Origin of the sequence: Paenibacillus dokdonensis (assembly GCF_004916975.1) — a bacterium.
In the GTDB taxonomy this organism is placed as follows: Bacteria; Bacillota; Bacilli; order Paenibacillales; family Paenibacillaceae; genus Paenibacillus_AQ; species Paenibacillus_AQ dokdonensis.
Window position 1 is genome coordinate 408,666 of record NZ_STGQ01000002.1, and the last position, 26,461, is coordinate 435,126.

Here is a 26,461-nt window from a genome sequence, read left to right on the forward strand (position 1 = left end):
TCCGAAGAGTGGTTTTTGTGTATATCTAAGGGCACATAGCTGCGTGAAATATTCTTTAAAAAGAACTAAGTCAATCGATATGTCGCGAAGGGTTTGCCGTATCGGAACGGCTCACTGATCTCATTAAGCTTGCTCAGGGCCTCCCCGCCCGGGTTCAGCTCTACGCTGTTCAGGTTCTCATCCAGCTGCTCCGTGCGGGTTGCACCTACGATAACAGTTGAAACTACAGGCTGCTCCATCAGCCAAGCCAGTGACAGCGTGCTTGGCGTGCATCCGCTCTCTTCGGCGATCCGGCTTACCTCTTCCCCAAGTGTCAGCGTCCGGTCATTAATGAACCGGCTGAAGCTGGGGTCCGTCTGTGCACGCGACTTCAAAGGCGCCTGGTCCGCGAAGCTGTATTTACCTGTGAGAATGCCGCCTGCCAGAGGGAAATATGGAATAATTCCCACGCCTTGATCCAGGCACACAGGCACTAATTCTTGTTCCGGTGTGCGGTCAGCAAGCGAATAGCTTGTCTGGGTAGACACATATCGGTTCAGTCCTTTAGCCTCGCTATAGCCAAGTCCCTTCATAAGTTCCCAAGCGGCATAATTGGAAGCCCCGATATAACGCACTTTGCCAGCGCGCACCATATCGTCCAATGTGCGGAGCGTTTCGTCCAGCGGTGTATTCGGGTCAAAGGTGTGGATCTGGTACAGATCCACATAATCCGTCTTCAGCCGTGTAAGACTTCGGTCCAGCTCCTGCATCAAATGATACCGCGATGATCCGCGGGAATTGGGACCCTCTCCGTTAACCAGCCCGGCCTTGGTTGCCAGCACGACCTCATGTCTTCTGCCAACCAGAGCCTCGCCAATAATCCGTTCGGACTCTGAACCCGCATAAATATTGGCTGTATCGATGAAATTGATACCCTGATCCATCGCATGGTGTATGATCCGGGTAGATGCGTCCTCGTCTGCTCGTTTACCGAAAGCATTCGTTCCAAGGCCCAGAATAGACACTTCCAGACCGCTGTTTCCTAGTCGGCGATATTTCATCATAACCGCTCCTTTGACTTATATTTATTTGCTGTAACCTTACCAATTCCCTGATCTACGCCTGCTGGTCCGCCCGGAATCCGTCTGTACTCCCGTCTCTTGTCTTTCGGCTCTTTCCATTTACCAGCCAGATGCCCATGAGCACAAGCAGAATGCCTGCCACCGTAATCACGCTGAGGCTTTCATTTAAAAACAGAACACCAGAAACTACACCAATGACCGGAACCAGCAGCAATGAAATGGAAGCCCTGCTCGCTTCCACCTTGGACAGGATGTAAGACCACATCACGAAAGCGAGCGCCGAGCCGACAATGCCCGAAAAGAGCACATACACCGCAGGCATAACGCCCCAGTGGCTTTCCCCATGCTCAAAAATAACCGAGTACAGCAATAGTCCAGCCGCCCCGGTAATCATCTGCCAGGTTGTAAACTGAAGCATATCGCAGTGTCCCAGCTTACGCTTAACCAACAGATTGGCAATAGCCCACGAAAGTCCCGAGGATACGGCCAGCAGCAGGGCCGGCGTGCTTCCGCTCCAATGCGCATCCATGGCGACAAACAGCCCGATGATGCCAATCACAATGCCCAGCAGCTTCCGCAGACGGAGCTGTTCGCCCGGCAGCCAGAAATGCGCCATCAGAGTCAGCCACAACGGCATGCTGTAGGTAAGCACCGACGTGAGTCCCGCACTCAAATCCTCCAGTGATAATTGAATCGCCAGGTTAAAATACATCGTTTGCAAGATACCGCAAAGAATATACCACTTCCAATCACGCATGCGGGGAAGCGGTACCCTCCGGACCATACACACGGCAATAAGCACCAGGGCCCCAAGGGCAAATCGGTATCCCGCAAACAGTACCGGCGGAAACACCCCATTCGCCAGCTTCATAAATACCCAGTTAAATCCCCAGATCAGGCAAAGCAAACCAATCAATACATTCATTTTAACCACACCCCGGATGTCTGAAAAATACGTAGAAATAAAGCCTCGACAGGCTTCTTAAGAACCGGCCGCCGTTGTTTTAGTGAATATACGTTTCCAGTGTGAATTTGTCAATAAAGGGAGTCGTTGAAACGAGGACTGGGATCTGCGTCTCGACTGCCTGTTTTCCTTATCATTAAGTTCAATAACAGCAAAAATCCCCCGTTAAAGAGGGATTTTATGTTGTTGCTATTCCGTTATGGAAAGAAACCAAACTTTCCTGTCTATTTACCTTCACTCCAGCTCTTCAGCTTCGCAAGTGAATTTTCGCTCAGTTCACCCAGCCGCCAGAATGCCACTTTGCCATAACCGTCCCGGTGCAGCGTATCCAGCCATCCGGTCAGCGTAGAATCATCCGCATACCACACGATATGCTTCTCCCCCTTGTCATCCACATACTCAAAGTGAAGACTGCCGCTTGCCGGATCCCGCTCCGGCGGAGTAACCGCTCGCCGGGTTAATTCCACTGCCCGTTTTTCAGTAACAGCTGTCACCTTCCCCTGACCGCTCCAGTCAAATCCGCCGGCTGCAATCGCAATGACATTGTCTCCAGGAAGATGGTTCATCCGGCGTGCCAGCTTGTCGAGAAAGATGTAATCCGCCTTCGGTCCAGGATCACTATGCGTTCCGTACAGATTATAAGCCATCATGACATATTCCGGTCCGCCCGGCAGATCCAGCTGCTCGATCGGTGCCCGTGACTCAAGCACGATCCGCAGCGACTTGCCCTGCTCATGCAGCCTTTTGTACAGCTCGCTGTAAAATGCCTTGACCTGCCGCCAGTCACTGTCCTTAATCTTTTCGTAATCGATCTCTACGCCCTGTACCCCGTACTTCGAAGCCAAATCTATAATGTCTCCGATATGCCGGCTGCGGGCAGCTTCGGATTCGACCAGGCGCGACACCAAATCCGGATCCTTCTGCACCTCGGTTCCATCCTGGAGATAGCGGTCGTTAACGAGTGTCATATAGACCTTATCCAAGGAGGCATCCTTCGCGGATTGCAGCATCTCCGGCAGCCCTTTTTTCAAATCATCCGTCATATACAAGTGATCCGCCTCATCAAAATACACAGCAAAAAGCTGCAAACTGCCAAGGCCGCTTGCGATCTGCCGAAGGTCCTCAAGCCCCGATTTCCACTGCCAGTCTACCAACCAGGAAGATAGCTCCTTCTCAACCGCCGCCACCGGCCGCTTCTCATCCAGATTAAACTGTTCCTTGACTCCCATATAAATGGCGGTTATCGCTGTAATCATCGTAATGGATAAGGCAACCAGCCATTGTTTTGTCAGCATTCGTTTAGACACCTTCCACACTTCCCTTCACTTCCGGATTCCTCAGAAGGTATCGATCGCCCAGTCGATGGAAGCATTCATTATGTTTTGAATTTTGATGGCAACACCCTTCAGTCCGGTAGAACGGCTGTTGAACAGCAGCTCCTTGCTTCCGTCCGTTTTCTTCAGGGCTTCAATTTTCAGGCTTTCAAATACACCGTCGTATATATCGTCCTTGGTATTTTGCTTATGATATTCCGCACCCAATGCAGCTCCGCCTGACGCTATCGACCCGTCGATGGGCTGATGCACCAGAAGCGGCTTGCCGTCCACGTTCACATCCAGAGTACTGCCCTGCACATTCACGTCCAGCTTACGATTCTGCCCGATATTGACCGGATACTCATCCTCTGAAGTCTTCAGTCCCGAAGTTGCAACCTGCTGCGAGTACATCCCCGCCTTGTCTAAAGTCAAATCCGTTGATCGCCACTGCACCGTATCCAGCTTGCGCTTCTGCAGGATCTCCACTGCTTGTCCGGCCTTCTTCTGCTCAACGCGGAGCTCGTTATTGTCCAGCACGACGCGGACATAGGACTGCTTCTTTTCATCATCACGGACATACACCATCTGTTTACCTACCACATTGCCGGTAAGCTTGACACTGAGCCGGAGATCCGGGCTTCGATCGCTGTCCTTCAGTACGATCCTGCCTTCTTTTCCTGGAGGAGAGGTCAGGGCGATCTTATTCTCCATATATTCGGCAGCCCCGCTAATCGTTTGCCACTGGGCAGCGCGTTTCCCATCACCTTGAATATACTTCATTTGCCGCCCGGTATCTTTTTCAACCTTCATCAGCAGATGATTGGTAAACCAGTAGGGCTCCGGCTGCACCCGGGTCAGATCGTACAGACTCTTTTTGCTATCGTTATACATATTGCCATCCCGGTTAAAATGCATGCTAAACAGCTTGCGGATATTCTCGTCATTGGCTTCAGCAACCAGCCGGTTCATGCTTCCATACAACGTATTGGCGTGCATGATCATATACACCTTAGGCACAAAACCCAGCTTATCCGTGTAAATGGACTGCATTTTCTGATAATCATCCGTTATGCGGGCATCCATCTGGTCGCGGTCCTCAACCGGAATCATATTCTCATCGCGAATAAAATCCATAAGATAATGATTATAGTAGGCCATGTTCCCTTTGCTGCGCATCTCATTCTCGGTTTTCTGCCCGAGGTAACGGCCATCCTTGTCAAAGATATTGATATAAGACAAACGGTAACCATTCGTACCCAGCTCCCAATAGCCGCTTTTCATCATCTTCTGCATTTCTTTAGGCTGGACAAACTTACCGTCACTGTTTCCCATTTTATTCGCATAGGAAAGGAAGGTCGCCTTGAAATTATACTTCTCCAGCAGCGGCTGGGCGAACAAGGCGGAATCATTGCGTCCATCCTCAAAAGAAAGAAACAATGCCTTATCCGGCAGCGGCTTGCCCTTTTCATAAAAATCAAGGACATCCTGCTGCGATATCGTCCGGTAGCCCTGGGTATACAGCGTCTTCAGCTGCTGCTCCAGCTGCCTTTTGGCAACCAGCTTCGGTGTCCCCTCACGGTCCACGCCAAAATAGGACAAGGCGATAAAGCCGTTATGGTTCGTCCATGTCTCTTGGGCAGGCTCCTCATAATGCCTGGTATACCCAATGGTCTGGACCAGCAGAATGACTTCGACCATTAAGATGGCCAGCTGTACCATGGTTTTGATCCGTTTCCGGCGATTTTTGCGCTGGTAATTCAGGACGGTTTTCCGTGTTTTTTTGTTCATTTCGGATAACCTCATTCTATAGTTTCGGTCTGGCGCAGGAGTTAGAACGGAAGATCAATTTTCCGATCCCTGTGCTTGTGCTTCTTTCGCTGCTTTCTCGCTTTTTTGCGGTTGCGTGCTTCAATATCCTGCGGCGTCTCGCGTGTTCCCCAGGTGGATTTCCAGAAGGTCACCCATGCGACAGGCATCTGCCACAGCAGCACCAGCTCGTAAAAGACACAGAACACCAGCCCAAACACCCACAGCCTGCTCTTACGGAACAGCAGATGCGCCAAACTCATGAGCATAGCCATCATCAGCAGCCCCATCAGAAACGTCGTCGGAAAAATATGATGCACAGCCGGCACATAGACGAGATTATAGAGCACGATGACGGGGGCCGCGATGGGTACGATCAGCCCGATATAAAAGAATAACGCCATAAAAGGCTCCTTGCGCCAAATGAATCCCCCGGCCCGCAGCGACTCGCGCAGCCAGGAACGCTTCCACCGCATCTGCTGCTTCAGAAACACACCCATATCTGACGGAACAATCGTAGAGCAGATCGCCCGGTCCTGATATCCGGTTCGGTGGGTCTTCAGAATATAGTTTGTCATGCTGCGGTCATCACCGAAGGTAGCAGGCTGTCCGAGAAATTTCTGATTCAACCAGGCTTCGGAATGCTGAATGATCAGTTCCTTCCGGTAGCAGGAAAGCGGCCCAGAGAGGCAGGTCACGCTGTCAAACCACGATTCAGCAGCCTTCATGATCCGAAAAGCAATGTAGTATCTGACGGTTTGTAGTTTGGTTACGGAGTTCGTGTACTTATTCTCTACATCTGTCCGGCCGGCCACACCGCCCATTTGCGGATCCTGGAAAGGCTGAACCAGATTTTTGATGGCCTGGGGGTCGAGAAAGCTGTCCGAATCCACAAACACGACCAGTTCATGCTTCGCCATCTTCACGCCTTCAACGAGTGCAACCCTTTTGCCTCCATTTTCCGGCAGAACATGCAGACGCAGGCGCTCCTTGGTCCGATAACGGTCAGCCTCGCGGTGAACCAGATCGATCGTCTTCTGAATCCTCTCCACCGAGCGGTCTGTCGAACGGTCATCGACCACGATTACCTCCAGCTTGTCCACCGGGTAATCCTGATTCATGCAGCTTAGAACCGTACGATGAATCCACTCCTCTTCATTAAAGCAGGGGATAATGATCGATACGCCGGGCGTGTAGTCCGGATTAACCGGAACATCACGGTACAGCGCCCCGAAGAAATAACGTGTCAGCAGAAACGCCGCCGCAATCAGGCTGTATAAGTACAAAAGCAAATTATATTTAAAATAGATAATGCTTTCCGCGCGCAGCAGCATGATAAACAAAACCGAGACAAACAGCAGAGCGCTTGCCGTATACACGGAGTAGCCCCAACGCTTTTTTTGAAAATAGACGGTCAGCGGCTTCTCAAATTCAAACGCTGCCATCTGCTCTACGTGACCCTCTACCTCGAGTGTGAATAAACGGATCGTTACCGCATCCGTCTTCACGGCTGATTCGAAGCCCTCCGGCATCGTACCCGGTGGAATATGGAACCGGATTTGCACCGATTCTCCGGGACTTATGCGCGGCCTCGAATCATCCAGGCGAATCAGGATGCCCGTGGAGGAAATATCCACGGCCTGTCCTTTCATCATTCTTTTCTTGCGTTGCCCTTTTGTTGCTATACGTACCTCAAAATCGGCTTCATACCGCAAGCTCAGAAGGCGGAGCTTCGATATCAAATCAGGATCCTGCTCCGCTTTCTCTTCCATTTCCTTCATACCCCGGCGGTCCGGGGTAGTCCGAATATGCTCCGGATCAGGAACATCCGGTAAAATGCGTCTGTCCGCTCGCGGAGAGGTCAGCACCTCTTTCATGTTTTTCTTATTTCTTCCAAGCACCGGCGCTCTTCTCCAATCTATGAATTATAGCCTCCAGTAGAAGTAGCCTTCATTCTCGAATTCGGCCTTGCTGTAGACCCCTTTTAAATCCACCATTACTTTTGGCTGCTTCTCGCTGAACATCCGGTTAATATCTGAAAAGCTCATCCGGGCGAATTCCTCATGCGGAACTGCAACAATCAGCATGTTCAAATCCTTCATTTCAGACAGCTCCGACAGTTCAAGACCGTACTCGTCCCTCGCTTCCTGCGGGTCAACATACGGATCAGCGATAACCGGATGAATACCGTAATCTTGAAGCTCAGCGATGATATCCGTCACCTTCGTGTTACGGATATCCGGACAATTTTCCTTGTAGGCAAGACCGAGCAGACCGATTTTGGCATCATTCAAATCCAGCTTCAGCTTCACCAGCGCTTTAATGATCTGCTGGGCTACGTAAGCACCCATGCCGTCATTGATATGCCGCCCGGCCAGTATGATCCGTGACCGGTACCCGGTATCCTCGGCTTTGTAAGTCAGATAATATGGATCAATGCCAATGCAGTGACCGCCGACAAGCCCGGGTGAAAAGTGAAGGAAATTCCACTTGGTTCCGGCAGCTTCCAGCACTTCCTGCGTATCAATCCCCATCTGGTGAAACAGCATGGACAGCTCGTTCATAAATGCGATATTGATATCCCGCTGTGCGTTCTCAATCACCTTGGCTGCTTCGGCCACCTTGATGCTTGCCGCGCGATATACACCCGCATCGATGACCAGTTCGTATACTTCGGCAATGATGCGGAGTGCTTCTTCATCGATGCCTGAGACAATCTTCACAATGTTGTCGAGGCGGTGCACTTGATCTCCTGGATTGATCCGTTCGGGGGAGTATCCGACCTTGAAATCCTCTCCGCACCGAAGCCCGGACTCCGCCTCCAGTATTGGAATGCAGATATCCTCTGTGACGCCGGGATAGACGGTCGATTCAAACACAACGACAGATCCCCGGGCCAGCTTCTTCCCTACAATTCGGCTCGCACCCTGTACATATTGGAGATCAGGCACATTGCCGCTCTGTACGGGCGTTGGCACCGCTATAATAAAAAATCGGGCAGCGTCCAGCTGATCCGGCTCCGACGTAAACTCGATAGAGCAGCGTTGGATTTCCTCGTCTCCGAGCTCTCCGGTCACATCGATTCCGCTTTGATAGCGGCTGATCTTGCGCGCATTCACGTCAAAACCGATGACCCGAAGCCGCTTGGAAAAAGCGGCAGCGATCGGAAGTCCCACATATCCGAGACCGACAACAGCGACGGCTGTCTGCCGGTTTATGATATCCTCCACGATGATTGATTCCATTCTTTACTCCCCTTCATAGCCATCTATCTTCCTTGATTCAGCAGATCGCTGACTCTCACGAATGTATACCCTTTGCCCTTCAGCTTCTCAATCGCTTCGGGCATCGCCTCGATCGTGTGGAGATCATCCAGCATATGCAGCAAAATGATGCTGCCGCTTTTCATTTCCTCCGTAATCGTCTTAACGATCTGATCTGCGGTCCGGCTCCGGTTCCAGTCATTCGGGTCGACATTAAAATCGGCAATCATGTGATAGCCTGCAGCCGATATGATCCGCGCTTCATCCGCGTTAATTTCCCCGGTCGGCGGCCTGAAGATCATCGCAGGCTTCTCCTGTATCGCTTCCGTAATGATCTGATGCGCCTTCACCACTTCATTCTGAAGCTGCGCCGGGGTCAGGGAACTCAGCACGGGGTGGCTGTACGTATGGTTGCCTACATCATGACCCGCTTCGGCGATGGCCCTCGCCAGGTTAGGGTTTCTCTCTACCCCGTCCGCACGCAGAAAGAAGGAAGCTTTGATGTGATATTGGTCCAAAATATCGAGGATTTTCGTAACCGTAACATCTGTACCCCAGTCATCGAAGGTCAGCGCCACCTCTTTACGCGAGGTTTCTTTGCGATAAACCAGGTTGTATGCTGCCGATTTATAATCGGCATTCACCTTGGCGGCATCATGTCCTTCAATGGCTTCCAGCGGCTTCCGCTCTCCGCCTTCCTGAACAAGCTTGCTCAGCGGCACAAACGCATAACCGACATCCTTGGCGGCAGCCGCGATCAAAGAGATACTTTCTGCCAGCTGCTTGTTCTCCACCGTGTCCAATGTAATAATGCCGCCTCGATTGATGTATTTGCGGATATAGTTTTTTTTCTGAAGCTCGGTTTCCTTATTCCAATTATGTAAAAACAGGCTGTAGGATATGACCGCGCTCTGCCCGTTATGGGCAGCTGCAAGCCTGATATCATCGTTATATTCTCCAGTTTTGGTCCTTACATAGCGGGGAATCACACCGGTTTCCTTCTGAATCACCTGATTGGCCAGATGAATTTCCTTATACATCTGATCATAGGTCAGCTTGCTCAGATCTACTCCGTTCAAGGTGTTGTTCTCAATTTCATGTCCACGGGACAGAATATCCTTCGCGATATCAGGCTCCTCTGCTACTCTCATACCTGGCAGAAAGAAGGTTGCCTTGATCTGATAACGATCCAGCTCATCGAGCAGCGTGGTCATGGATGCGCGATCCGCCATACCGTTAAACGTGAGCGCCAGCTCCCTTTGGGTCGTGTACACATAGGAGATCGCCTTGCTCTTAACCCCTGTGTACTTCGAAACCGGCTGCTGCGTTTTGGGCTGATCGCTCCTGTCTGCTTCCTTTGTGCCTCCCAACATTCCGCATCCTGACAAAAAAGTAAACACAAGCATCAAAAGCAAGCATAAAACCGGCTTCCCGCCAGGACTTTTTGCATTCCCCAATCCCATATACCTTGCTCCTTTATGTAAATCTCCGTGCTTCTTTCTACCCATTTTGGGTACAGCATATCCACTCAACATATACAAAAAGCAACTAAACGAAAAGGCACAAAATTTTCCTCTCTTACAGTATTAAACATTTTTCCCGTACTCTCTCACATTTGCGATGGTCTTTTACATCAATAAGGATGACTACGACAGCGAATTCAGATATGAAGATGCCCCTGTAAGCTCGTCACAAGGGCTTGATCCCAACCGGGTCATCTTATATAGGAACAGGAACATTCAGCAAAAGCCTGTCTCCGGCCCTGGAGCAGCTGGACGCTTGCCCGATTCATCATCGAGGGCCATTCAACTGCAGTTATTGTTTAACCACCAAACCTAGCAGCTTTGAAAATCCAATGGCTTGATCCGTTGAAACGATACAACCGTCCAAACTTTCCAAAGCAATGTTGAGCCGATTAAATGTACATGTACTAATATCGATGCCTTTAAGAGATGTCTGAGAAAAATCAGCTTCATCAATGTCACATTGATCCAAATTCACCTTACTGAATTTGCAACCATAATAGTTCGTACTTTGCAGTGATGAATGATTAAAAATGACTTGTTTTAGACGGGTGTCTATGAAACTGCTGAAATTCGCCATACAATTTTCAAACGAAACATTACCCATGTTGGCCTCAGAAAAATCCACGCCCATTAATTTGCAATCTTTAAAGGCAACCCTGTGTATGATCCCTTTGCCGAAATAAGCGTTAGACAGATCACAGTTTTCAAAAACAATATCTACCATATCTATTCTTTCAAGGCGAGCATGCTTGAATGTTACATTTTTGAAAATAACTTTGGACAGAACCGCTTTATCAATCTCCTCGTTATCCATAATTTCGTTAGTAATCATACAATTGGCTAAGTAGGGTTCCTCTTCGTTATAAATATCTTGAAAATTTGCTGTTTCTAAGTCTGATGGAATTTTGGGAAGCTCCATTTTAAAGCTTTTTGTCATAAGATCACCTTTCGTTATTTTATTGATTAGTCAGACATATCTATTGAGCAGTCACTGAAATCCTGTAACAATCAACAATTATAAACGATTAAGAACTCAAAGATAATGATATGGCGATCTGAACCAGCACGCAGCGTCTGTGCATGGGATACAAAAAGAACCCGAGCAGCCTTGGTTACAGGCCGATCGGGTCTTTCTACTTGGATAAGAACACTCCGGAAAAATATTAAGCGGATTGCTGGGCCGACACACTTTGCTCCGCCACCTGTTTCCGGCTTCTCGCCGCTTTATTCGCCACGAGGGTTACAGCCAGTGACAGCAGCAGCGCCACTGCCATCGAGATCATAAAGCCGATGACATTGTTGGAGAGAAAGGGCCCCATAAAGGATGGAACATAAGCTGTGCCCCGGACGTTGAATACGCCAACTAATCCTCCGCCAACGCCTGCTGAGCAGATGGCCCCCGCAAACACCCACTTGTTGGAGAACATGAATGGATACGCCGCCTCGACAAACGTGCCGAAGCCCATATTGATCAGGAAGCCCGGCGCAGCCACAGCTGCCTCGCCCTTATCTCTTGGCGCAATGATGTTGGCAAGCGTAATCCCGGCAGATACCATCACGAGTCCGACCATGTCGATCGCCCCGAGGAAGCTGTTGCCTGTCTTCTCCATTTCGAGCAGGACGATCGGTAGAATTGCCGCATGATACACGCCGCCCAGAATTGCCGGCCAGATCAGCAGACCTCCGATAACACCTGCTACAATCGGGTTGAAGGAAATCGCTATATTGATGATGTATTTAATGAATTCCCCGGCTTGCAGGGCAAATGGAGCAATCAAATAATACATGATCAGACCGGATATCAGGCCTGCAAAGCCACCCGCTACAATATTGACAGTCGTCATCGGGAACTTCCACTGTACACATTTGACGAACAGGAACTGAACCAGCAGTCCCGCTCCAATACCGCCAATAATGCCGCCGATAATGCCACCGTTGATCGACAATGCGCCTGCGATGACGCCTGCAACGATCGAAACCTCGTCCAGATCGGAAATCTGCTTGGCCGCGATGACGGCGAGCACGACCGGCAAAGCCTTCAGCATGACATCAAATACTTCGCTGAGGCCCTTCAATGCTGGAATCTGGCTGAGTGCAAGCACAATCGCCATGGCGATAAAGCCAGGCAGGGACGACTGCATGATGCCCTTCAGATTGATTCTCCGCCAAGGCTTACCCGAGGATGGAAGCTTGGTCGTTCCCGGGCTTCCCAGCACAGGGGTGAATTTCATGCCCCAATGCTTGCAAAGCGAGGTGATGAACGACACTGCTCTGGTCCGGTTTGTCGTACCCGTCGTACCGGAGGTAGCAATAACATTCGCTCCTTTAGAGCTGATTAAAGCCATGGAGGTGCCACCTGTGCCAACTACGGGGATCTGTCGTTCCGCCGCTGCCTTGATTGTCAACCGGTTGGCTGTTTCGGGATCCGCGCTCATGACGATCAAACCGTCAATTTGTCCCGACTGGATCAAGCCGGCCGTCTGAATATCCATCTCCGATGCTGCCTGGTTCACTTCTCTTAGCGCACCCTCAAAACGTTTCAATAATCGATTATCTTCCGAACTCCACTCATACAGAATCGCTGAAGTTGTCTCTTTGGCTGTATCCATCGATTCCGATGCCGCGATAAACTGCACCCCGCCGATTTCGAATCCAGCACTGGCGCACTGTGCGGCGATCTCCCCCATCAGCTTGTCCGGATCCTTACCGCCAAGATTATATAAATTACCGCCGCTGCTTCCTATAACTGCTATCCGTTTCATGATGTGCTCCTCTATGTATATCTTTTAGTACTTTATCAGGTTACCGTACTACCATATTATAAGAGTAAAATGTATCCTGAACAACTCTTAAACGCAAAAAAAAAGAGAGGATTGACTCTCTCTTTTTCATAAGTATTCGTCACATCACCAAAACCGGTTCGGATCAAACCTATACGGATAAGGAGCCTCTGGTCCATAAAAATTCTGGGAATAAAATGCTGGCTGTTCCGCTTGCAGACCCGGATAAGAAGGAGGCGTATACTGCCGCTGCTCTGCAGGTATGGACGGAATGTCCCGTTGATCGCAATCTACGGGTGGACCCAGTATAACGGACTGTGTTATTGGAGCCACCGTCTTGGCGTATTCCTCCGGATTCACGCAATACGCCCGGTTCATGATTTCCTTCGGCGTAAAGCGCAGGAAATCGGACGCATATACAATATCCGGGGTGGACTTATCAAAAATGGCCATGATAAACGTATTGTCTGTCAGCGATACGATCCAGTGGAACCAGCCCTTGGGGAACTGGGTCACTTGCCCCGGCTTCAGCTGATAAGTCATCAGCTTTTGAGTAAACGGGTTAAACACGGACGTCATTATTTCTCCGGTAATCACGACTATCATTTCATCCACATTCGTATGCCAGTGCGGATTAATCATGATTCCCTGGCTCATGTAGACATTAAAGAAGCCTGTATTGACAGCAGGCAGCTGTGCGGCAAAGAGCTGGGTAGTATAGTTCCGCGGATCCCGGCGATAGTTCACGACCTCATTGGAATCTGCGCTAAGATTTAATGACGGGTTCGTCAGGTCAACCTTCATCATGGAGCCTCCCTCTGGGTAAATGTCTATCTCACTGTATGCAAAGGGCTCGGGTAATGCGTCTAATTCCCCTTAGCCAAATGCGATCGCCCCATAGAGCTCTTCTGCGCATACTCACGCGACAAGTCCAGATCCTATCCACGGTTACGAAGAATGCTATTGTGACTGTCATCGTTTCCGCTATAATAAAATCAAGCGGTTATGATGGATAACTTTAACAATTACGGAGGTCCTATGAATCAAGCAGATGCAGCCTATTATTCTTCTGATATAGCACAGGGCGTAATCAAGACATTAACTACAGAAATGCCGGACGCCCGTCCAGCTGAGCTGGAAGAACGCCGGAGTCAAATGAACAAGTCACAAATCATGGATGCCTACTTCAAATCCTTTAGGGGAGAAATAACGGGCGATGTGATTCACAAGAGCATTCTGCATATTTTCGAGATTAATCTCGATGCCGTTTCGCTGTTATTGGACGGAGAAAAGGAAGCTTTGGCCGCAGCCCAAAACACGGAAGCGGGAACATCTCCTTACAGCGGCTCATTGGCCCGTGCTGTCATGGACTCCCGTCTCACTGTATACGGCGGTCTTATTACAGGCCCCGAAATCCGCAGCATGCTGAATCAAATGTTTGGCGTGAATCTGGATGCCATATCCTCGCTGGAAAAAGCAAGAATCTCGTTATTTTCCAAAGACCAATGGATTGTACAGCATGAACATGACCTGTTTGTGGTATACACCGGCGAGGGAGATGTGGATGTCAAAGTGTACCCGACCTCTTATTTTGTGGAGCAAACGGGACAGAATGAACTTCCGGCAGAGCTCCGGCACATACTTCAGTCTCTGGGTTATCAACTGGATGCGAACCAGAAAACCTGCTATTACGCTGATCCTGACGGACAAGCCGTACCGGATGCTTTTAAAGGGCAAACTATGGGGGCCATTATGGCAACCATTCGGAGCGACTACGCGCATTTATAAGCAAAATTCCATACATCATGCAAAAAAAGGGCCCTGATCACAGATCAGAGCCCTTTTGATAATTCTTATTTGCCGAACGAAGACAGGAACTTCACCCGATCTCCCATTGGAGGCGTATTGTTATCTACAAGCGCGACTTCCAGAACCGCCGGACCGCCTGCATTCAGCAGACTGCTCAGCGCTTCCTGATTCAGGTCGCCGAGTTCTTCCACGCGGAAGCTTGGGATCCCCATCGCCGCCGCCATCGCTGCAATGCTGATTTCCTTCTGACCGAAGGAGGCATGCGAACGTTTATACTGCAGCTCATGGCCATGATAGACCATGCCGAGGCGGGCATTGTTCATGACAACAAACAGGATCGGCAGGTTATATTCCTTGGCTGTCAGAATCTCCATACCATGCATGAAGAAGCAGCCGTCACCCGTAATACATACAACCGGACGATCCGGTTCAGCAAGTTTGGAGCCGATGGCCGAGCCAATACCGCTGCCCATTGCGCCAAAATGCACGTTGATATCAAATGTATTGTAATCCAGCACATTCATATAGTTGATGACGTAAGACATAAATTCGCCGATATCCACGGTATAACGAGTATCCACAGGCAGCTGCTTCTGCAGGCTCTTGAGCACATTTTGCGTATTGTATTCTTCCGTAACCACATAGCCCTGCGGCTTCTCCAAAGCTTTCGCGGCCTCTTTTGGCAGTCCCAGTGCCTTCAGCTCCTCCAGTAGGAACATCAGGCTCAAATTGATATCACCTAGAACAGGAATGTCGATTTCGTATTTACGGTTAAATACCGTTTGGTCAAAATCCATCTGTACGCAAAACCGGTTCTTCGTCAGATTCGCATTCCAGTTGTTTGTCGCAGTCTCTCCCAGACTTGAACCGAGGATCAGCAGAGCTTGTCCATCCCCTTCATTAATCAGAGCGGATGCACCTTCATGCCCCGCAAAGCCGAAAACGCCAGCTTGCAGTGGATGCTCCTCAGGAATAAACCCTTTGGCCTGTGGAGAAGTCAAGATGGGCCAGTTCAGCATTTCCGCAAGCTCCAGCAGCTGATCCACCGAATTTCGAACGCCCTGACCCGCGAAAATATACCCGCTCTCGCGCTGCACCAGCTCCTGTGCCACCTGCTTGATGGTATCAAGATCCGGCACCATTGGCGCTCTTTTGGGAGGATCGGGAATCATCACATGCTGAACTTCTCCCTGCTGTACATCGATTGGCATGGCCACATGAACAGGTCCAGGCACTCCGGAGACCGCGATTTCAACTGCTTTGACCACTTCTGCCAGCAGATCCTTCGATTCGCGTACCATCACGCTGTACTTGGTCACCGGACGGAACACCGGCTCGGCATCCAGTTCCTGCGATGCATTCAGTCCGAGTGTATTTACCGGAACCGCGCCAGTCAGGAACAAAACGGGCAGATGCTCACGCATCGCATTGGCAGCGCCGGTCACCAGATTAGTACCGCCAGGACCGCTGCAGCCGATAACGACGCTCATCTGGTTGGAATATTTGGCATAGGCCGCCGCCATATACGACGCAGCCCCTTCATGTTTCGTGACTACCGGCGTAATTTCAGGCATTTCCACCAATTGATCAAACAGTACATTGACCGAGCCAGCCGGAATGCCGAAGATATGTCTGACGCCTTGACCTTTCAAATACTCTAATACTGCGCGTGCCGCTTTCATAAAAAAACCTCCTAGAATTTCTATTTCTATATTCATCTATGGTGTAACAGAGTGAACTAAATGCCCCTGGGCTTTAGTTCACCCCACAGGATAGGTACAATTCAGCAATATCCTCCGCCCTCATCGGGCGGCTGAAATAATAACCCTGCATCAGGTAGCAGTCGCGGGCAGCCAGGAAATCGGCCTGCTCTTTCGTTTCGACCCCTTCGGCAATTACATTCAAGTCCAGATTCTGCGCCAGCGTGATGATCGTGTTGGTAATGGCCGCATTATCATCATCCTTGATGATATCCTGCACGAAGGATTTATCGATCTTCAGCGTGCTGATCGGGAAGTTCTTCAAATATCCGAGTGACGAGTATCCCGTACCAAAATCATCGATAGCGATACTGATACCAAGTCCCTTTAGCTGCTCCATGGTTTTGAGCGTAATCTCCGTGTTCTTGATGATTTGATTCTCCGTAACCTCCAAATGAAGGTATTCCGGTGATAAATCCGTCTTTTTCAGGATGCTTTTAACCATACCGAATAAATTATCCTGTTCAAACTGCCGGACAGACAGATTCACCGATACACTGATGAGCGGGAAGCCCCGTCTATGCCATTCCTTGATCTGCTTGCAGGCATTTCTCAGAACCCATTCTCCAATCGGGACGATCAGTCCCGTCTCTTCGGCAATCGGAATGAATTCATCCGGCGATACCATCCCCTCCGTCGGGTGGTTCCAACGCAGCAGAGCCTCCACGCCGACGATCGTATTGGTATTATAATTAATTTGCGGTTGATAGTAGATCAACAGCTCGTCCTGGTCGAGAGCTTTATATAAAGCATTTTCGAATTTAACAATTTCAAAGGTTCTCGTATCCATGCCCGTGCTGAAGAAATGATAGCTATTCCCGGATATTTCCTTTGATTTGTACATTGCCGTATCCGCATTCTTGATTAGGGTTTCGCTGGTATCTCCATGATCCGGGAACAGGCTGACGCCAATGCTCGTTTTGATATATACTTCATTATCCTTGACATAGAAGGGCTCGGCGAATGATGCAATGACCTGATTGACGACCTTCAGAATCTCTTTTCTGCTCATGATGTTCGGTAAAAAGATGGTAAATTCGTCTCCGCCTTGGCGCGAAACCGTAGCACTTTTCGGAATGCAGGCGCTCAGGCGCTTGGCTACATCGCGCAACAGCAGATCCCCGTAGGAATGCCCCAGCGTATCATTGATGAATTTAAAGCGATCCAAATCCAGGTACAGGAGCGCTACTTTTCCCCCATTCATTTGGGCATACTTGATGCCCTGATTCAGCCTGTCTTTGAGTAGAACCCGGTTAGGCAAATCCGTCACGCTGTCAAAATAAGCATGGTACTTGATTTCCTCTTCCATCTGCTTCCGCTGCGTAATGTCCTTAAAGGTGACCACGTCCCCCACGATGTCCTCCCCTTCCTTAATAGAAGAGATGACATATTCTACAGGGAAGCTGGAATTATCCTTGCGGTAGAAGCGGTCATCGGTATGACAGTTGCTCCATGCGCGCTGATTGATATAGGTTTCCTGCTGTTTTCTCGCTTTTTTTCCATTGAAAACAATGCTGCCCGGCTGCCCGATCAGTTCGCCCTTCATTTCATAGCCCAGCATGGCCTCGCCGGCCGGATTGCAGAATGTAATGTTGCCCTCCAGATCCAGACCGAAAATCCCCTCACCCGCCGAGTTAAGAATCAATTCCTTCTCCCGGCTCAGATGCTGGAGCTCAGCAATAACCCGTTCAAGCTCCTTGTTCTTAAAAGTAATCTCCGAGGTTCTCTCCTCGATAATGACCTCCTGCTTCTCCATATAAAGCAGATTGGACAACGTTGAGGCTGTGGCTTCCACGATGGATTGGCACAGCTGGACGGTCGCTTCGGAATACGCTGTGATTTTCTCCCCCAGATTTACGACGGCAATGACACCCAGTACTTCTCCCATGGACACGAGCGGGAACATGAACATCCCTTTGATCCCAAAATCGCGGCAAGCGTCATGGTTCGGTCTGTCATCCTCGAAGACATCGGGAATGATGATTACCTTTTTGGTGCTAATAACCTCTTGAAAAACCGCGTCATTCTCCGGGTCGATTTTGATTTTTTGATGCGTTCGCATCCAGTCCTCTTCAGTCCAGTCGCTGTCCTTACTGAGCTTAGCCGGTTTGATTCGTTTACCTGCCAGCGGATCCAGCAGATGCGCTCCGACGTTATAGTTGTTCAGTACTTTAGCAATATAGTAGAAGCTTGTATCCAGTCCTTGCTGCATGGTAGAACACATTGACAGGTTGCGTGTCACATCGAGCAGGAGCTGCTTCTCAGCGATCAAATTTTCCTTATGCGTCAAATTGTTGGCGTTACGGATGGCAACAGCCGCCATATTGACATAAGCCTCGACGGTTTGAATCTCCGAATTTGTCAGGTTCATCGGAATGCCGTAATCAAACAAAAATGCGAGTCCAAACAGCTCCTTCTCATACGAGATGGGAAGAACGAGCAGTGATTTGATCTCAAATCCCTCGATAGCCCAGGAGTCGGGGCGTTCATCTTGTGATGTGTCGGGAATGTAGATCGTTTTTTGCGTTTCGATCACTTCCTTGGCCAGCTGATCACGTCGGGTATCGATAATGTGCATGTCCAGCGTCATGCCGTTAATGGTTTCCGGTTTGCCGACATATCCTCTGAAAGTCCCATCTTCTTGCGGCAAATAAATTCCCACCGAATCACATTGGACAATTTCCTCCGAGATTGCAGTCGTTACATGCTGTAGTACCTCTCGTAATTCCAGCTTGGTGTTGATCAATTTTGTAATGTTCGCAAGCCGGGAATACCTCGTTTGCTCCTTCACCATCACACGCTCTCCCCTTGTCATCTTCGTTTGGCATCGATGTATGGTCCTGCTAAATATGAACTACTTATGTTATACAAGCGTATGATCTCGCAATCCTAAACTTCTGCCATACTTTCTCTGATATAAGGTCCTATTTTCCTTATTTTAACTCAGATCGGTATCTTTTTTATATATCCAATCCTAAAAAAATAGTAATTTTTAGTTATTTTAACAAAGTAAGCGATAGATAGGCATAGAGAGTGGAATAATCTGTCGTACTAGGGCTTTTTTCGCGGTTTACTAGTGGTTTAGACATGGGAGGCTTGGTCTACATAAAAAGCCCCCTCGCGCGAGGGGACTTTCACCTATTATGTTGCATGTATATGCGGAAAATGACTCAGACCAGCATGTTCTTCACAAGCTCTTTGTTGCGGTCCTTGAACAGTTCATTATGCGAGGAGACCATGGCGTATCCATCGGCATCCGGCTGAATGAACATCTTCGCTTTGTTGACGGCATTCGCCGCGTCCTGGAACGCTCCCGCGATCAGATGCAGCTTGCCTTCATGCTTCAGAATGTCTCCCGCTGCGTAGAGGCCCGGAACGGAAGATTCGCTGCTGGCCGTGCCTGCTATGTAGAAATCTTCCGCGATGTCGATCTGGAGCGTACTGTTCTCCAAAAGGGAAGCGTCGCGCTCATAGCCGTGATTGATGATCACCTCATCCACTTCCAGATCCAGCACTTCACCGGTCTGGTGGTGCATCAGCTCCACGCGCTCAATCACCTCATGATCGCCGCGTGCATGAAGCTTCGAAATGGAGGTATATGAAAGGCATTCCACCGAGCTGTTCAGCAGATGTCCCACCGTCGCCTCGTGACCGGTCAACGATTCCTTGCGGTATGTGATATAGACCTTCTTCGCGATCGGCTCCAGCTCGTTCGCCCAGTCGACGGCCGCGTTGCCGCCGCCAGAAATGATGACGGTCTTATCCTTGAACTGCTTCAAGGACTTCACCGTATAATGAAGGTTGCTGACTTCGAAGCGGCTTGCCCCTTCGATATCCAGCCTCTGCGGGTTCAGGATGCCTCCTCCGACCGCCACGATGACGGTTTTCGAGAGATGGACGCGCCCTGAAGCGGCGTGGAGCTCGAATATCCCGTCCGAGCTTCGCGTGATGGACTCGATCTTCTCATTCAGCACGACCTCGGGATTGAACGTCAGTCCCTGCTGCACCAACTGCTCGATCAGCTTCGCTGCAGGCATCGGTGTCAAGCCGCCGACGTCCCATATCATTTTTTCCGGATATACGTGGACTTTGCCGCCAAGCTCAGGCTGGAATTCGATAATTTTGGTTTTCATTTCTCTCAAGCCACTATAAAATGCGGAATAAAGTCCGGCCGGACCCCCGCCGATCACTGTCATATCGAAAATTTCTTCTTGAACCATTCCCGCTCGCTCCTCAGAAATTTATTGTTAATTGTAGTGTTTCAGTGATAACAATTCTCATTCTCAATTAAATATACACTCATTACGATTACTTTTCAAGATTCTATTGACATTTATTCAATTTCTACTTATGATTTAGTCGATATTGAGAATCATTATCAGTGATTTTTATAATAAAAGATACATGATAAATAGGGGGACAAAGTCATGGTTCGACTGTACACAACGGAATTAAACATTGGATACGGCGAACGCTCCATTGTGAAGAATCTTAGTGTGAACATTCCCGACAAGAAGATAACCGCAATCATCGGCTCTAACGGATGCGGCAAATCCACACTGCTGAAAGCCATCACACGGATCATTCCACATCAAGGCGGTACGGTTATTCTGGACGGTGAAAATATTGCCAAGGAAAATACGAAGCAATTGGCGAGAAAGATGGCCATCCTGCCGCAGACACCGGAAAGTGCTGCAGGTCTTACCGTCGGTGAACTGGTATCTTATGGACGTTTTCCATATCAAAAGGGCTTTGGACGCCTGACGACACGAGATTACGAGGTCATCGATTGGGCATTGGAGAAAACAGGTACCCTTGACTTTAAGTTCCGCTCGGTGGATACGTTATCCGGTGGACAACGCCAGCGGGTATGGATTGCCATGGCACTAGCTCAAGAGACGGATATCATTTTTCTCGATGAACCGACTACCTACCTTGATATGGCACATCAGCTTGAGGTTTTGGAGCTTTTGCAGAAGCTGAATCTGGAACAAGAGCGGACGATCGTCATGGTACTGCATGATATTAACCAGGCGGCACGGTTCGCCGACTACCTTGTGGCCCTAAAAGACGGTGAAATTGTCAAAACCGGCAGCAGCGAGGAAGTCATTTGTCCTGAAGTACTTAAGCAGGTGTATCAAATTGACGCGGCCATCGGACTTGATCCCCGTACTGATAAGCCAATGTGCGTCACATATAACCTTATTAAATAAAGGATGCTACTAATCCTGAAATTGGATCCCATCTAACTTTATCCCCAAGAAGGAGTTTACTCTCATGAAAAAAGCTTTCATACCACTCTTATTATGCTTCATTCTGGTCTTAAGCGCCTGTGGCAACAAAGCCACCAGCGAGCCATCCGGCGATAAAGTCGAAGGCAATGCGGCCGCTGAAAGCGCCAAGCCGCAAACCATCACATACCAGTCGGAAAACGGTCCCGTTGAAGTTCCGGCTGATCCGAAGCGTGTCGTGGTTCTCTCGTCTTTTACCGGGAACGTGATGTCCCTGGGTGTCAATCTGGTCGGCGTCGACTCCTGGTCGAAAATGAATCCGAATTTCCAGGATAAACTGAAGGATGTTCAGGAAGTATCCGATGAGAATCTGGAGAAAATCATTGAGCTGAACCCGGACCTGATCATCGGTCTCTCCAACATCAAAAATCTCGATAAGCTGAAACAAATTGCTCCGACAGTTACTTATACTTATGGTAAAGTCGACTACTTAACGCAGCACCTGGAAATCGGCAAGCTGTTGAACAAGGAAAAGGAAGCAGAGGCATGGGTGGATGACTTCAAGGCCCGCACTCAAAAAGCCGGCGATGAAATCAAAGCCAAGATTGGCGAGAATGCTACCGTTTCCGTTATTGAAAGTTTCGACAAGCAGCTGTATGTCTTCGGCGATAACTGGGGCCGCGGCACAGAGATTCTATACCAGCAAATGAAGCTGAAAATGCCTCAAAAAGTGAAGGACGCAGCACTGAAGGAAGGCTACTACGCCATATCTCCTGAAGTACTGCCTGATTTCGCAGGTGATTATGTGATTTTCAGCAAAAATAAGGATGCGGATAATTCGTTCGAGGGAACCAATACGTATAAAAATATTCCTGCCGTTAAAAACAACCATGTGTATGTAGCTGATGCCAAAGCGTTTTATTTCAATGATCCTTTGACGCTGGATTATCAGCTGGAATTCTTTACTAAAAGCTTTCTAGGGAAGTAAGGCGTAATGAAGACAAAATCTGAACGCATACGCATCCCATTTATCTACAAAATACTCGCGGCGGTATTGCTATTTATTGCTATCTTTGTGCTCGCCATGGTGCTAGGGGCAGCAGATACTTCGATCACAGATGTATGGTCGGCTCTAACAAGCAGCAGTGACGGGGAAAAATTATCCATAATCCGTGAAATTCGCCTGCCTCGCGAGATTGCCGCGATCTTCGTTGGAGCGGCGCTGGCTGTCTCCGGTGCGATTATGCAGGGTATGACGCGCAACCCGCTGGCCGATCCAGGACTTCTAGGACTGACGGCCGGAGCCAATGCGGCGCTGGCGGTGACGATTGCCTTTATTCCCTCAGTCAATTATTTCGGACTTATGGTGGCATGCTTTATCGGTGCTGCGGTCGGTGCAGCTTTGGTATTCGGGATCAGCGCAGTCAAAAGAGGCGGCTTCTCCCCGCTGCGCATCGTTCTGGCCGGTGCTGCCATCTCGGCTTTTCTATATGCCGTCGGGGACGGTGTAGGTATTACTTTCAAGATTTCGAAGGACGTATCCATGTGGACCTCCGGCGGCCTGGTCGGAGCCAATTGGGAGCAGCTTCAGGTCATCGTACCATTTATCGTTGTCGGCATCATTATTGCGATATTGCTGTCTAAACAGCTGACGATCTTAAGTCTCAGCGAGGAAGTTGCCGTGGGTCTCGGCCAAAAGACCGCTCGCATTAAAGCCATTTTGTTTGTCGTAACGGTTATGCTGGCAGGCGCCTCTGTCGCGCTGGTCGGCAGCCTGACCTTTATCGGACTCATGATTCCGCATATCGTGCGGGCGATTGTCGGAACCGATTACCGTTATACCATTCCGATGTCCGGCCTCGTGGGTGCTACGTTCATGATGTTCGCCGACACCTTGGCCCGAACCATCAGCGCTCCTTACGAGGCACCGGTGGCTGCCATTGTGGCCGTCCTGGGCCTGCCCTTCTTCCTCGTCATCGTGCGTAAAGGAGGAAGAGCATTCTCATGATTCATCCATCTCTCATCAAGAAGCACCGCCTTATTATGCTGATCCTGTTCGTACTTATCGTATTGACCATGATCGTCAGCATGGGACTCGGATACTCTACCTTATCTTTTGACCGGCTCCTGCCGACGCTGTTCGGACAAGGAACGTTCAAAGAGAACTTCGTGCTGTTCTCCGTGCGTTTGCCGCGGATTGTTATTACACTGCTGGCGGGCATGGCACTGGCACTGTCCGGATCGATTTTACAGGGAATCACCCGCAATGATCTGGCAGATCCCGGTATCGTCGGTATCAACTCCGGGGCAGGCGTAGCGGTAGCACTGTTTTTCCTGTTTGCGCCAATTGATGCCGGCTCGTTTATTTATTTGCTGCCGGTGATGGCCTTTGCCGGCGCCGTGCTTACTGCTTGCCTCATCTATTTCTTTTCATATAACCGGAAGACGGGCCTGCAGCCGGTCAAGATGGTGCTGATGGGCGTAGGATTCTCCATGGCACTCTCCGGCGTGATGGTCGTGCTCATTTCTTCGGCTCCGAGAGAAAAGGTCGATTTTATCTCCAAGTGGCTGGCGGGCAGCATCTGGGGCGCCGATTGGCCCTTTATCTGGGCGCTTCTGCCTTGGCTGGTCGTTCTGATCCCCTTTACGCTGTATAAGGCCAATCGACTAAACCTGCTGTCTCTGAACGAGCCTGTAGCCATTGGTGTTGGCATCTCGCTGAACAAGGAACGGATCGTGCTGTTGTTAACCGCCGTTGCGCTTGCCGCTTCTGCTGTATCCGTTACGGGTGGCATTGCATTTATCGGACTGATGGCTCCGCATATCGCCAAGGCACTCGTCGGACCCCGGAATCAAATGTTTATCCCTGTGGCAATTCTGACCGGGGGCTGGCTGCTCGTGCTGGCTGATACCATCGGCCGGCAGGTAGCCGATCCGGATGGACTTCCGGCAGGTATCGTGGTTGCCCTTATCGGCGCACCGTATTTTATCTATTTATTGCTAAAAAAATAAAATGCTCCAGCTACAGAAAATGCTCAAGCAATGCACGGATTGAATCCGTAAGCTGCTTGAGCATTTTTATTTTTAAACGAAGCGTTGTAATCTTCCCGTCTCCATGGCCTTCACTTCTCCTTGTATACGCAGCTTCCACATAAACCACAACATCAGCACTCCGCTCACAATAAACCCTATCACGCCTTCCCCGTTCATGATGAACAGATTCCCTTGGAGCAGACCCTGCTTGTTTGTATAGATATCGCCGAGTACGGTCGTGTTGACCACATTCCATACAGAATGGAAGAACAGTACAGGAATGAGGCTGCCGGACAAATCGTATGCGTATGAGAAGGCAAAACTGACGGCAAAGACCACTCCGGCCTGCACGGCGCAGGTTAACAGCGGATGGCTCATATCAGTGGCTCTAGCCAACAGATAGACAGCAGGCATGTGATACAGAGCCCATACGATGCCTACAATGAATGTCGCTTTTAATTTTCCATAAATCCGGGTGAGCTCAGGCAGCAGATAACCGCGCCAGCCGTACTCCTCCCCTAATACCACGACGATATTGACAACGATGGTCACAACCACCGTGATGATGGCTTTCATAACGCTCCTCACGGGATTCATTTGCTTACATTTCCCATTGTAGAGCGGTTAGAAGGTGGTCTGAAGAAACTTAAGTCATCTGTTCACCGTGACTTTCGTAAACATTTGGAATATGACTTTAGTAATCTATTCCTTTTCGCATCTGGAATGGTATAATTTAGGAAATATGAATCGTTCTGGAAGTGATGCGATGATTAAAGAAAAGCCCCTATTCCTGCTATTACTGTTCCGAATCGTGATCGTCCTCTTTGTCGCCATCGATGTTGTGACCCGCTACGAGCTATCAACGGTTGTTAAAGCCGCCACCATTGCCGGTATTCTGGCTATCCAGGCGAATGATTTCGGGAGAGCCACCCTCCCTTTTTTTAAAAGAAACCGCGCCTGGTATGCCCTATCTATGGTTGTCAGTATCGTCGGCATTGGCCTGTATATGATTTTCTTTGACAGTCCTGGGGCGGATCTCTATTATTTCTTCCCGCTTGCCGAAATGTTTCTATACAGCACCCGATTGGAGGTGGGTCTGGTCATTGTGCATATCCTGGTGTTCCTGACCGCCATGATTATGCTCAAAGCCAGTGTGGTAAGCTCCGTCATTCCTTACATGGCCATGCTTATGCTCGTCTATCTATTCCGCAACAATAGCCTGCAGCGCAAAAAGAACGTCACGCTCAGTGCGGAGCTGCTTGAAGTCAATGCCAAATTGAAGGAAATCACCATTGTCAGGGAACGGACAAGGATCGCCCAGGAGCTTCATGACTCGATCGGTCATGGACTCATTGCCATCCGGATGCACTTGGAGTTTGCCGAGAATACGGTGGAGAAGAAGCCGGAGAAGTCCAAAGAGGTCATTCACAAAGCATTATCCATATCCCAAAAAAGCATTGCCGATCTCCGGAAGGCTGTTTCTGTACTCAAAGAAGCTAAGGTTCCTCCCGTGATGCATTTGCAGGAATCCCTTCAGGACATGATCGAAAGCCTCCAGCTTGCCGAACGGCTGAAATTCGACCTGAAATTCAATCCAGCCGTAGAGGATGCCCGTCTGGATATTAAACAAGGAGTGTATAACACCGTCCGGGAAGCCGTGACCAATGGTATGAAGCATGGAGATGCCGAATCCTTTGTGATCGCTGTCGAAAAAAAAGGCCCCCTGCTTCATATCCTTGTTGAAAATGACGGGGCCGGCTGCACGCATATCCATAAATCACATGGACTTCGCGGAATTGAAGAACGTCTTGACTCTCTGCAGGGGACCGTACACTTCTCATCCGCCGGTAACCGCGGGTTTGCCGTGTTGGCCCATATTCCATATTTTACAGGTTCGGAGTTGAACTGAATG

The 26,461-nt window shown here is 49.6% G+C and carries 20 protein-coding genes and 1 pseudogene; 7 read left to right on the forward strand and 14 right to left on the reverse strand.

Annotated features, from left to right (window positions below; translation table 11 throughout):
* Window positions 1-65 precede the first annotated feature (65 nt).
* The 7 genes from E6W40_RS19880 to E6W40_RS19910 all read right to left on the reverse strand — a co-directional run bounded on the left by E6W40_RS19880 (window position 66) and on the right by E6W40_RS19910 (window position 9,783).
* Window positions 66-1,040: an aldo/keto reductase gene (locus tag E6W40_RS19880; RefSeq protein WP_136607364.1), complete on the reverse strand. Its 975-nt coding sequence runs from the start codon at window positions 1,038-1,040 to the stop codon at window positions 66-68.
* A 55-nt stretch (window positions 1,041-1,095) separates the two neighbouring features.
* Window positions 1,096-1,986, reverse strand: coding sequence for a DMT family transporter (locus tag E6W40_RS19885; protein WP_136607365.1), 891 nt, complete (start codon window positions 1,984-1,986; stop codon window positions 1,096-1,098).
* Window positions 1,987-2,249: 263 nt separating this feature from the next.
* A complete protein-coding gene (locus E6W40_RS19890) occupies window positions 2,250-3,320 on the reverse strand; it encodes a glycosyl hydrolase family 18 protein (protein ID WP_136607366.1) in 1,071 nt (356 codons plus the stop codon).
* 42 nt (window positions 3,321-3,362) lie between these two features.
* The gene (locus E6W40_RS19895; RefSeq protein ID WP_136607367.1) at window positions 3,363-5,129 is read right to left on the reverse strand and encodes a polysaccharide deacetylase family protein; all 1,767 of its coding nucleotides are present in this window, start codon (window positions 5,127-5,129) and stop codon (window positions 3,363-3,365) included.
* 41 nt (window positions 5,130-5,170) lie between these two features.
* A complete protein-coding gene (locus E6W40_RS19900) occupies window positions 5,171-7,024 on the reverse strand; it encodes a glycosyltransferase (RefSeq protein ID WP_136608162.1) in 1,854 nt (617 codons plus the stop codon).
* A 48-nt stretch (window positions 7,025-7,072) separates the two neighbouring features.
* Window positions 7,073-8,392: a nucleotide sugar dehydrogenase gene (locus tag E6W40_RS19905; RefSeq protein WP_136607368.1), complete on the reverse strand. Its 1,320-nt coding sequence runs from the start codon at window positions 8,390-8,392 to the stop codon at window positions 7,073-7,075.
* A 23-nt stretch (window positions 8,393-8,415) separates the two neighbouring features.
* A complete protein-coding gene (locus tag E6W40_RS19910; RefSeq protein ID WP_246073114.1) occupies window positions 8,416-9,783 on the reverse strand; it encodes a polysaccharide deacetylase family protein in 1,368 nt (455 codons plus the stop codon).
* A gap of 256 nt (window positions 9,784-10,039) precedes the next feature.
* Between E6W40_RS19910 and E6W40_RS30135 the strand changes: the two are divergent.
* Window positions 10,040-10,175 (forward strand): annotated as a pseudogene (locus tag E6W40_RS30135) (PLP-dependent aminotransferase family protein); the annotation flags it as partial.
* 50 nt (window positions 10,176-10,225) lie between these two features.
* On the opposite strand, the gene E6W40_RS19920 reads toward E6W40_RS30135, so the two are convergent.
* From E6W40_RS19920 to E6W40_RS19930, 3 genes are all read right to left on the reverse strand, one after another.
* On the reverse strand, window positions 10,226-10,873 hold the full coding sequence (locus tag E6W40_RS19920) for a pentapeptide repeat-containing protein (protein ID WP_136607370.1): 648 nt from the start codon (window positions 10,871-10,873) through the stop codon (window positions 10,226-10,228).
* Between the two features lie 226 nt (window positions 10,874-11,099).
* A complete protein-coding gene (locus E6W40_RS19925; protein WP_136607371.1) occupies window positions 11,100-12,698 on the reverse strand; it encodes a PTS sugar transporter in 1,599 nt (532 codons plus the stop codon).
* Between the two features lie 144 nt (window positions 12,699-12,842).
* Window positions 12,843-13,523: a cupin domain-containing protein gene (locus E6W40_RS19930; protein WP_246073115.1), complete on the reverse strand. Its 681-nt coding sequence runs from the start codon at window positions 13,521-13,523 to the stop codon at window positions 12,843-12,845.
* Between the two features lie 231 nt (window positions 13,524-13,754).
* Here E6W40_RS19930 and E6W40_RS19935 point away from each other — a divergent pair, with 231 nt between their 5' ends.
* Window positions 13,755-14,504, forward strand: a complete 750-nt coding sequence (locus E6W40_RS19935) for a hypothetical protein (protein WP_246073116.1) — start codon at window positions 13,755-13,757, stop codon at window positions 14,502-14,504.
* Between the two features lie 65 nt (window positions 14,505-14,569).
* On the opposite strand, the gene E6W40_RS19940 is transcribed toward E6W40_RS19935, so the two are convergent.
* The 3 genes from E6W40_RS19940 to E6W40_RS19950 all read right to left on the reverse strand — a co-directional run bounded on the left by E6W40_RS19940 (window position 14,570) and on the right by E6W40_RS19950 (window position 20,505).
* On the reverse strand, window positions 14,570-16,207 hold the full coding sequence (locus tag E6W40_RS19940; protein ID WP_136607373.1) for a thiamine pyrophosphate-binding protein: 1,638 nt from the start codon (window positions 16,205-16,207) through the stop codon (window positions 14,570-14,572).
* Between the two features lie 73 nt (window positions 16,208-16,280).
* The gene (locus E6W40_RS19945; protein WP_136607374.1) at window positions 16,281-19,079 is read right to left on the reverse strand and encodes a bifunctional diguanylate cyclase/phosphodiesterase; all 2,799 of its coding nucleotides are present in this window, start codon (window positions 19,077-19,079) and stop codon (window positions 16,281-16,283) included.
* A gap of 376 nt (window positions 19,080-19,455) precedes the next feature.
* The gene (locus E6W40_RS19950) at window positions 19,456-20,505 is read right to left on the reverse strand and encodes an NAD(P)/FAD-dependent oxidoreductase (RefSeq protein ID WP_136607375.1); all 1,050 of its coding nucleotides are present in this window, start codon (window positions 20,503-20,505) and stop codon (window positions 19,456-19,458) included.
* A gap of 207 nt (window positions 20,506-20,712) precedes the next feature.
* On the opposite strand from E6W40_RS19950, the gene E6W40_RS19955 reads away from it, so the two are divergent.
* The 4 genes from E6W40_RS19955 (at window position 20,713) to E6W40_RS19970 (ending at window position 24,528) form a co-directional block, all read left to right on the forward strand.
* Window positions 20,713-21,498 carry an ABC transporter ATP-binding protein gene (locus E6W40_RS19955; RefSeq protein WP_136607376.1) on the forward strand — a complete coding sequence of 262 codons (786 nt, stop codon included), beginning with the start codon at window positions 20,713-20,715 and terminating at the stop codon, window positions 21,496-21,498.
* Window positions 21,499-21,562: 64 nt separating this feature from the next.
* Window positions 21,563-22,504, forward strand: a complete 942-nt coding sequence (locus E6W40_RS19960; RefSeq protein WP_136607377.1) for an iron-hydroxamate ABC transporter substrate-binding protein — start codon at window positions 21,563-21,565, stop codon at window positions 22,502-22,504.
* Window positions 22,505-22,510: 6 nt separating this feature from the next.
* Window positions 22,511-23,524 (forward strand): FecCD family ABC transporter permease, encoded by a 1,014-nt coding sequence (locus tag E6W40_RS19965; protein WP_136607378.1) that lies wholly within the window; start codon window positions 22,511-22,513, stop codon window positions 23,522-23,524.
* Entirely contained in the window at window positions 23,521-24,528 is a 1,008-nt protein-coding gene (locus E6W40_RS19970) for a FecCD family ABC transporter permease (protein WP_136607379.1), read from the forward strand. The genes E6W40_RS19965 and E6W40_RS19970 overlap by 4 nt, the downstream gene beginning before the upstream one ends.
* 72 nt (window positions 24,529-24,600) lie before the next feature.
* Here E6W40_RS19970 and E6W40_RS19975 read toward each other — a convergent pair whose 3' ends face one another.
* Window positions 24,601-25,125, reverse strand: a complete 525-nt coding sequence (locus tag E6W40_RS19975; RefSeq protein WP_168928992.1) for a CPBP family intramembrane glutamic endopeptidase — start codon at window positions 25,123-25,125, stop codon at window positions 24,601-24,603.
* A 190-nt stretch (window positions 25,126-25,315) separates the two neighbouring features.
* On the opposite strand from E6W40_RS19975, the gene E6W40_RS19980 reads away from it, so the two are divergent.
* On the forward strand, window positions 25,316-26,458 hold the full coding sequence (locus E6W40_RS19980) for a sensor histidine kinase (RefSeq protein WP_168928993.1): 1,143 nt from the start codon (window positions 25,316-25,318) through the stop codon (window positions 26,456-26,458).
* The last annotated feature ends 3 nt before the right edge of the window (window positions 26,459-26,461 follow it).

Excerpts from the sequence above, each read along its gene's own strand:
- E6W40_RS19880 (WP_136607364.1), bottom strand. The coding sequence starts at position 1,040 with ATGAAATATCGCCGACTAGGAAACAGCGGTCTGGAAGTGTCTATTCTG.
- E6W40_RS19885 (WP_136607365.1), bottom strand. The coding sequence starts at position 1,986 with ATGAATGTATTGATTGGTTTGCTTTGCCTGATCTGGGGATTTAACTGG.
- E6W40_RS19890 (WP_136607366.1), bottom strand. The coding sequence starts at position 3,320 with ATGCTGACAAAACAATGGCTGGTTGCCTTATCCATTACGATGATTACA.
- E6W40_RS19895 (WP_136607367.1), bottom strand. The coding sequence starts at position 5,129 with ATGAACAAAAAAACACGGAAAACCGTCCTGAATTACCAGCGCAAAAAT.
- E6W40_RS19900 (WP_136608162.1), bottom strand. The coding sequence starts at position 7,024 with ATGAAAGAGGTGCTGACCTCTCCGCGAGCGGACAGACGCATTTTACCG.
- E6W40_RS19905 (WP_136607368.1), bottom strand. The coding sequence starts at position 8,392 with ATGGAATCAATCATCGTGGAGGATATCATAAACCGGCAGACAGCCGTC.
- E6W40_RS19910 (WP_246073114.1), bottom strand. The coding sequence starts at position 9,783 with ATGTTGGGAGGCACAAAGGAAGCAGACAGGAGCGATCAGCCCAAAACG.
- E6W40_RS19920 (WP_136607370.1), bottom strand. The coding sequence starts at position 10,873 with ATGACAAAAAGCTTTAAAATGGAGCTTCCCAAAATTCCATCAGACTTA.
- E6W40_RS19925 (WP_136607371.1), bottom strand. The coding sequence starts at position 12,698 with ATGAAACGGATAGCAGTTATAGGAAGCAGCGGCGGTAATTTATATAAT.
- E6W40_RS19930 (WP_246073115.1), bottom strand. The coding sequence starts at position 13,523 with ATGATGAAGGTTGACCTGACGAACCCGTCATTAAATCTTAGCGCAGAT.
- E6W40_RS19935 (WP_246073116.1), top strand. The coding sequence starts at position 13,755 with ATGAATCAAGCAGATGCAGCCTATTATTCTTCTGATATAGCACAGGGC.
- E6W40_RS19940 (WP_136607373.1), bottom strand. The coding sequence starts at position 16,207 with ATGAAAGCGGCACGCGCAGTATTAGAGTATTTGAAAGGTCAAGGCGTC.
- E6W40_RS19945 (WP_136607374.1), bottom strand. The coding sequence starts at position 19,079 with ATGGTGAAGGAGCAAACGAGGTATTCCCGGCTTGCGAACATTACAAAA.
- E6W40_RS19950 (WP_136607375.1), bottom strand. The coding sequence starts at position 20,505 with ATGGTTCAAGAAGAAATTTTCGATATGACAGTGATCGGCGGGGGTCCG.
- E6W40_RS19955 (WP_136607376.1), top strand. The coding sequence starts at position 20,713 with ATGGTTCGACTGTACACAACGGAATTAAACATTGGATACGGCGAACGC.
- E6W40_RS19960 (WP_136607377.1), top strand. The coding sequence starts at position 21,563 with ATGAAAAAAGCTTTCATACCACTCTTATTATGCTTCATTCTGGTCTTA.
- E6W40_RS19965 (WP_136607378.1), top strand. The coding sequence starts at position 22,511 with ATGAAGACAAAATCTGAACGCATACGCATCCCATTTATCTACAAAATA.
- E6W40_RS19970 (WP_136607379.1), top strand. The coding sequence starts at position 23,521 with ATGATTCATCCATCTCTCATCAAGAAGCACCGCCTTATTATGCTGATC.
- E6W40_RS19975 (WP_168928992.1), bottom strand. The coding sequence starts at position 25,125 with ATGAAAGCCATCATCACGGTGGTTGTGACCATCGTTGTCAATATCGTC.
- E6W40_RS19980 (WP_168928993.1), top strand. The coding sequence starts at position 25,316 with ATGATTAAAGAAAAGCCCCTATTCCTGCTATTACTGTTCCGAATCGTG.